Annotated in this window: 6 protein-coding genes; 1 reads left to right on the forward strand and 5 read right to left on the reverse strand. The window is 67.7% G+C overall.

Features of this window, described 5'->3' with window-relative positions; all coding sequences use genetic code 11:
• The 5 genes from N878_RS09850 to N878_RS09870 all read right to left on the reverse strand — a co-directional run.
• Positions 1–584 (reverse strand): AbrB family transcriptional regulator (locus N878_RS09850; protein ID WP_021443496.1); only part of this gene is annotated, 584 nt, incomplete at its 3' end.
• Complete coding sequence (locus tag N878_RS09855; RefSeq protein WP_021443497.1) at positions 568–2,088, reverse strand: tripartite tricarboxylate transporter permease; 1,521 nt, start codon at positions 2,086–2,088, stop codon at positions 568–570. The genes N878_RS09855 and N878_RS09850, both read right to left, overlap by 17 nt.
• Position 2,089: 1 nt before the next feature.
• Positions 2,090–2,533 (reverse strand): tripartite tricarboxylate transporter TctB family protein, encoded by a 444-nt coding sequence (locus N878_RS09860; RefSeq protein WP_021443498.1) that lies wholly within the window; start codon positions 2,531–2,533, stop codon positions 2,090–2,092.
• Positions 2,534–2,600: 67 nt separating this feature from the next.
• Positions 2,601–3,578, reverse strand: a complete 978-nt coding sequence (locus N878_RS09865; RefSeq protein ID WP_021443499.1) for a tripartite tricarboxylate transporter substrate binding protein — start codon at positions 3,576–3,578, stop codon at positions 2,601–2,603.
• A 31-nt stretch (positions 3,579–3,609) separates the two neighbouring features.
• Positions 3,610–4,875 carry an OprD family porin gene (locus tag N878_RS09870; RefSeq protein WP_021443500.1) on the reverse strand — a complete coding sequence of 422 codons (1,266 nt, stop codon included), beginning with the start codon at positions 4,873–4,875 and terminating at the stop codon, positions 3,610–3,612.
• 1,148 nt (positions 4,876–6,023) lie between these two features.
• Between N878_RS09870 and N878_RS09875 the strand changes: the two genes are divergently transcribed.
• A complete protein-coding gene (locus N878_RS09875) occupies positions 6,024–6,695 on the forward strand; it encodes a response regulator (RefSeq protein ID WP_031302970.1) in 672 nt (223 codons plus the stop codon).
• The last annotated feature ends 58 nt before the right edge of the window (positions 6,696–6,753 follow it).

The following is a 6,753-nucleotide window of genomic DNA, read 5'->3' on the forward strand; positions in this document are numbered from 1 at the left end:
GGCTGTTTCAGCCGCGTCGACGCCCCGCCGGCGGCACAGGTGGACTGGGCCTGGCTGCTCGTCCTGCTGGCCGCCGGCGGGGCGTCGACGGCCGGCAGGCTCCAGGTGAACAGCGCTGGAATCAGCAGTACCACCAGCAGCAGGCGCAGGCTGTGGGCGGCGGCCACGCGCGCCGGCTGGGCATCGTGACGCAGGGCCAGGTTGACCATCTCGCTGGCGCCGCCGGGCATGCTGGCGAAGAACGCAGTGGCGCGGTCGACGCCGCCGCGGCGCAGGATGGCGATGCCGATCAGGCTCAGCAGCAGGGTGACGCAGGCGCCGCCGACTATGATCGGCAGGTGGCTGACGACCTGCGCCAGCACCTCGCTGGTGAAGTGCAGGCCGATGCCGCTGGCCACCAGCCACTGGCCGGCCTTGCGCCCGCCGGGCAGTTCGCTGAAGGCGCGGTTGCTGATGCAGCGCAGGGCGATCACCGCCAGCAAGGATCCGACCATCCACGGCAAAGGCCAGCCGGCGAGGCTGGCCAGGTAGCCGCCGGCCGCACCGGCCAGCGGCGTCACCCACAGATCAGGCGGTAGCCGCATCGGCTTGCGCCTTGACCTGCTTGCGCCGGCGCAGCCAGCGGATGCCCGGCAGGGCCAGCATCAGCACCACCAGCGCCCAGAGCACCAGGGTGATCGGGCTGCCCCAGAGGATGCCCAGGTCGCCGGCGGAGATCGACAGCGCGCGGCGCAGGTTGTCTTCCATCAGCTCGCCGAGGACGAAGCCGAGGATCAGCGCCGACAGCGGGAAGTCCAGCTTGCGCAGGATGTAGCCGAACACGCCGAGCACGATCATCAGCACCAGGTCGAAGGTGGTGCTGTGCACCGCGTAGACGCCGACCATGCTGACCACGGTGATCGCCGGCACCAGCACCCAGTTCGGCACGCTGAGCATGCGCGAGAACAGGCCGACCATCGGGATGTTCATCACCAGCAGGATGACGTTGCCGATGAACAGCGAGGCGATCAGGCCCCAGACCACGTCCGGCTGCTGCTCGAACAGCAGCGGGCCGGGGGTGATGTTGTACAGGGTCAGCGCGCCGATCATCACCGCGGTGGTGCCCGAGCCCGGCACGCCGAGGGTCAGCATGGGGATCAGGGAGCCGCAGGCCGAGGCGTTGTTGGCCGCTTCCGGGGCGGCCAGGCCGCGCAGGTCGCCGTCGCCGAAACGGCCCTTGCTGCCGGCCAGGCGCTTCTCGGTCATGTAGGTCATGGCGCTGGCGATGGTCGCCCCGGCGCCGGGCAAGGTGCCGATGACGAAGCCGGCCAGGGCGCTGCGGATCATGGTCCAGAAGCTCAGGCAGAACTCCTTGAAGTTGAACAGCAGGCGCCCGCTGGCCTTGACCGCCTTCTGCCCGCCATGGGTCTTCTCCAGCATCAGCAGGATCTCGCTGACGCTGAAGAAGCCGATCACCACGATGACGAACTGGATGCCGTCGGACAGGCTGACGCTGTCGAAGGTGAAGCGGTACACGCCGGTGGTCGAGTCCACCCCGACCGTGGCCAGGGCCAGGCCGATCAGCGCCGCCATCAGGGTCTTGACCGGCTTGTCGCCGACCATGCCGCCGAGGCAGGCGATGGCGAAGATCATCAGCACGAAGTACTCGGCCGGGCCGAAGGCCACCGCCCATTTCGCCAGCAGCGGGGCGAACAGCACCACGCCGCAGGTGGCGATGATGCTGCCGATGAAGGAGCTGACCGCGGACAGCGACAGGGCGATGCCGGCCTTGCCCTGACGCGCCAGCGGGTAGCCGTCGAGGGTGGTCATGATCGCCGCGGCGTCGCCCGGCACGTTGAGCAGGATGGCGGAGATGCGTCCGCCGTACTCGCAGCCCAGGTACACGGCGGCGAGCAGGATCAGCGCGGTTTCCGGCGGCAGGCCGAGGGCGAAGGCCAGCGGCAGCAGCAACGCCACGCCGTTGATCGGGCCGAGACCGGGCAGCAGGCCGACCACGGTGCCGACGAAGGCACCGAACAGCGCCACCAGCAGGTTGGTCGGGCGGGTGGCGACGTCGAAGCCCTGCATGAGGAAGTTAAGGGTTTCCATTTCAGCTCTCCACGAAGGCTTCAAGCAGGCCGAGCGGCAGGGGCACGTCCAGCAGCAGATCGAACAACACGTACAGCAGCACGCCCATCAGCACCGCGCTGACGGCGCAGGGCAGGGGGCGGCCGGTGAACAGCAGGCCGAGGGCGAAGGTGGCCAGGGCGGTGCTGAGCACGAAGCCGAGCGACTCGAAGGTCAGCGCATAGGCCAGCAGCACCAGCACGCACAGGGCGCTGCGCGCCGCGGCGGAAAGGTTCAGGCGTTGCTCGAGCATGCCCGGCTTGTACACCAGCCACAGGCTGCCGACGCCCATCAGGGCCAGCAGCAGCAGCGGGTAGGCGCGCGGGCCGACCGGGTCGTAGGCGAAGGGGGCCTGGAAACCCCAGGCGAGGACGGCGAGCCAGGCGCACAGCAGCAGCCAGATCGCGGAGAACAGACGAACGTACATGGTGGGTTACCTCGGGAGCGCCCCGGCCCGGGGAGCGGACGGGCCGGGGGCGGGTTGTGCAGGCGGATTACTGAACCAGGCCGAACTCGCCGGCCAGCGCCTTGTACTCCTGCACCTGCTTGAGTACGAAGGCGTTGAGCTCGTCGCCGGTCAGCGCCAGCGGGAACAGGTCGCGCTGCTCGCGCAGGGTGGCGAAGTCGTCGCGGGCGAGCATCTGCTCGAACTGGCCCTGCCACCAGGCGAACTGCTCGTCGCTGACCTGCGGGCCCATGTAGAAGCCGCGGATCACCGGCCAGCTGATGTCGAAGCCCTGCTCCTTGGCGGTGGGGATGTCGCCCAGCTTGCCCGGCAGACGCTCGTCGGACAGCACGGCGAGGATGCGCACCTTGCCGGCGGCCAGCTGCGGGGTGACTTCGCCGAGGCCGCTGGAGGTGACCTGGACGTGGCCGCCGAGCATGGCGGTGAGGGTTTCGCCGCCGCCCTCGAAGGCCACGTAGCGCAGGGTCTGCGGATCGATGCCGGCGGCGCGGGCGATCAGCGCGGTCTGCATCCAGTCCTGGCCGCCGATGGTGGCACCGGCGCCGAACACCACGCTGGTCGGATCTTTCTTCAGCGCCGCGACCAGGTCGCCGAGGTTCTGCCAGGGCGAGTCGGCGCGCACGGTGATGGCGCCGTAGTCGGTGCCGATGGCGGCCAGCCAGCGCACGGCGTTCTCGTCGTAGCGGCCGAACTTGCCCTGGGCCAGGTTGAGCAGGGAGCCCGAGGAGAAGGCGGTGATGGTGCCCGGGTCCTTGGCGCGCTGGGCGACCACGGCGTTGTAGGCCACCGCGCCGACGCCGCCGGGCATGTAGGTGACGCGCATCGGCGCCTTGAGCAGGCCGCTGTCTTTCAGGCCGCTCTGGGCCAGCTTGCAGGTCAGGTCGAAACCGCCGCCGGGCTTGGCCGGGGCGATGCATTCGGGGCGCTTGGGCTCGGCGGCCAGCAGCTGGCCGGCGAAGGCCAGGCAGGAAACCGTCAGGGCGGCACGGGTCAGGGCAGATTTCATGATGGGTTCTCCTCGCGAATCTTATTTTGGGTTACCAGATCGGCAGGGTGTAGCCGACGATGACACGGTTCTCGTCCGCATCGCGGGCGAAATCGGAGCGGAAGCTGGCGTTGCGCAGGCGCAGGTAGAGGTCCTTGAGCGGGCCGCTCTGTACCACGTACTTGAACTCGATGTCGCGTTCCCATTCGCCGCCGGTGTCGTCCGAGCCGGCGATCTGCGCGTCGCTGCCTTTGATATAGCGGGTCATGAAACTCAGCCCGGGCAGGCCGAGGTTGGTGAAGCTGAAGTCGTAACGGGCCTGCCAGGAGCGCTCGTCGGCGTTGGCGAAGTCGTTGATCTGCACGAAGTTGACCAGGTAGGGGTCGCTGCCGTCGATATAGGCATAGCCGGTGTCGCCGCTCATGTCCTGGAAACCCAGGCCGAACTTGTGGCTGCCGATGCCGTAGCTGAGCATGGCGTTGAAGGCGCGGTTGTCGACCTTGCCGGCGTTGGCCGCGCCGGTGTCGTCGCTGAGCATCAGGCGTACGTCGCTGCTCAGGGTGCCGGCGCCGAGCGGGTGCTTGCTCAGCAGGCCGACGAAGTGCTGGCGGTAGATGTCGTCCAGCTCGGCGTAGAAGTAGCGGCCGCTGAAACCCTGGCCGAAGTCGTAGTCGAAGCCGAGCAGATCCAGGTGATCGGCAGCGATGCCGGCGGCGAAGCGGCGGTTCTTGCTGTTGAGCAGCAGGTCTTCGGAGTTGGTCGAGGCGCGGTCGATCACCTTGTCCAGGCGGCCACCGGTGAAGGTCAGGCCGTCCAGCTCGGAGGAGGTCAGCAGACCACCCTCGAACACCTGCGGCAGCAGGCGGCTGTCGCTGGCCTTGACCACCGGCAGCTCGGGTACATGCGAGCCGTAGCGCAGCTCGGTGGCGGAGACCTTGACCTTGGCGGTCAGGCTCAGGCGGCTGAACTCGTCCGGGGTGCCGCCGTCGTCCTGCACCGGCAGCAGGTCGGTGCCGGTGCGGCCGCCGCCGGAGTCGAGCTTGACGCCGAGCAGGCCCATGGCGTCGACGCCGAAGCCGACGCTGCCGTCGGTGTAGCCGGACTGCACGTCGAGCCAGAAACCCTGGCCCCATTCTTCGCGCTTGTTCTGCCCGGTGCCTTCACGGAAATCGCGGTTGAGGTAGATGTTGGTGGCGGTCAGACTGGCCGTGCTGTCGTCGATAAAGGCAGCGTTGGCGAGGGGGGCGGCGCCGGCAGCGGCGATGGCCAGGCAGAGCAGGCGGACAGGTGGCAGGGCCTGACGTGAGGCTGCGTGCATCTTGTGGTCTCCATTCTTGTTTTTGTCGCGACCTCGCACCACTGCGGGGTCGCTCGAGCAGGTGGATCGAGCCACCGTGAGGCGATGCTAGAGAGGCAAGCTTTCGCCAGGCTTTCAGCACTGAAAAAAACGCCTGGAGCGTTTTTTGACTTGGCCCGCTTGGATGGCTGGCCACAGAAAGGTTCTTTGCATTTCTGCGGGGAGGGTGTGCTTAACACCGGACTGGCAAGTTGGTGCTTTCTGATCGCGGCGCTCTCTACTTCTGGAATAGGTTCATTAACGTGTCGAACTTGCGTTCTGGTTTCGCCCCTCACGGGCGAGTCACTTGATTCGCTGCGCTCACCCTGCGGGCCAGCCCGCGGCTGTTACTCCGCTTCGCTACGTAGCTCTTGCTTGCCCAAGAGAAAGTAACCAAAGAGAAGGGCACCCCACCATCCGGCCCCGGCTACGCCGGGGTTCCCTCCCTCCATCACCGGTCCAGGGGCACGCCGCGAAGGGCCATCCCTGGCCCATCGCGGCTCTCGCGGCATCCATGCCGCTCAACCCCTTCCACGACGATTCCACTCGGCCTCCTGAAGGGGACTTGAGCGTCGTCTGTGCCATCGCAGCTGAAGAGCAAAAGCCAAACTCTAAACACCGCCGAGTTTGATCTTTCGGAGATTTCGCAAGCTCGCGACCCGGTCCCGTCAGGAGGCCGAGTGGAGGTGTTGCGTAGGGGGACGAGCCGCATGTATGCGGCGAGAGGCTTAAAGGGCCAGGGACGGCCCTTGTAAGCCGGCCCCCGGAGCGGCACCGGAACGAGGGAAGTTTCGCGCAGCGAAACCCGGATGCCGGGTGCCCTTCTTTGGCACACCTTTCTTGGGCAAGCAAGAAAGGTGTGGCGCCCGTAAGGGGCGCAACCCAGACGTTCAGCAGACGCGGTGATGGATAGTGCTAAGTCAGTCAGCGATACGCACACCAACTTGCCAGTCCGGTGTCAACCAGCGCTTTCCCCAAACTACGGGAAGAACCCAGAAACGCCTGGAGCGTTTTTTGACGTCGCCTGCGACGGTCTGCAGGCGGACCTCCTGCTGGCATCTCGGCAATTCACAGCAGCCGCAACGGCGCTACACTGCGCGCCTCGAACGATGCTGCAGGCGGAGGTGGCGGTGCGGATTCTGCTGGTCGAAGACCATCCGCAGTTGGCGGAAAGCGTGGTCCAGGCGCTCAAGGGCGCCGGCTGGACGGTGGACGTGCTGCACGACGGGGTGGCCGCCGACCTGGCCTTGTCCAGCGAGGACTACGCCCTGGCGATTCTCGATATCGGCCTGCCCCGGCTCGACGGCTTCGCCGTGCTGGCGCGCCTGCGCGACCGCGGCCAGACCCTGCCGGTGCTGATGCTCACCGCTCGCGGCGAGGTCAAGGACCGGGTGCACGGCCTCAACCTGGGCGCCGACGACTACCTGGCCAAGCCCTTCGAGCTGTCCGAGCTGGAGGCACGGGTCAAGGCCCTGCTGCGCCGCAGCGTGCTCGGCGGCGAACAGCTGCAGCGCTGCGGCACGCTGGTCTACGACCTCGGCGCGCGGCGCTTCAGCCTGGACGGCGAGGCGCTGAGCCTGACCGCTCGCGAGCAGGCAGTGCTGGAGGCGATGATCGCCCGCCCCGGACGTGTGATGAGCAAGGAGCAGCTGGCCGCCCAGGTGTTCGGCCTGGACGAGGAGGCCAGCGCCGACGCCATCGAGATCTATGTCCACCGCCTGCGCAAGAAGCTCGAAGGGCGTGCGGTGCGCATCGTCACCTTCCGCGGCCTCGGCTACCTGCTGGAGGCGATCGAGGCATGAGCCGCGGCGCCAGCCTGCGCGGCCGCCTGCTGCGGCGCCTGGCGCTGCTGCTGGCGCT

The organism is Pseudomonas sp. EGD-AK9, from assembly GCF_000465935.2.
Lineage (GTDB): Bacteria > Pseudomonadota > Gammaproteobacteria > Pseudomonadales > Pseudomonadaceae > Aquipseudomonas.

What these genes read in the sequence shown, in the direction of transcription:
- N878_RS09860 (WP_021443498.1), bottom strand. Translation starts at nt 2,533, where the DNA reads ATGTACGTTCGTCTGTTCTCCGCGATCTGGCTGCTGCTGTGCGCCTGG.
- N878_RS09865 (WP_021443499.1), bottom strand. Translation starts at nt 3,578, where the DNA reads ATGAAATCTGCCCTGACCCGTGCCGCCCTGACGGTTTCCTGCCTGGCC.
- N878_RS09855 (WP_021443497.1), bottom strand. Translation starts at nt 2,088, where the DNA reads ATGGAAACCCTTAACTTCCTCATGCAGGGCTTCGACGTCGCCACCCGC.
- N878_RS09870 (WP_021443500.1), bottom strand. Translation starts at nt 4,875, where the DNA reads ATGCACGCAGCCTCACGTCAGGCCCTGCCACCTGTCCGCCTGCTCTGC.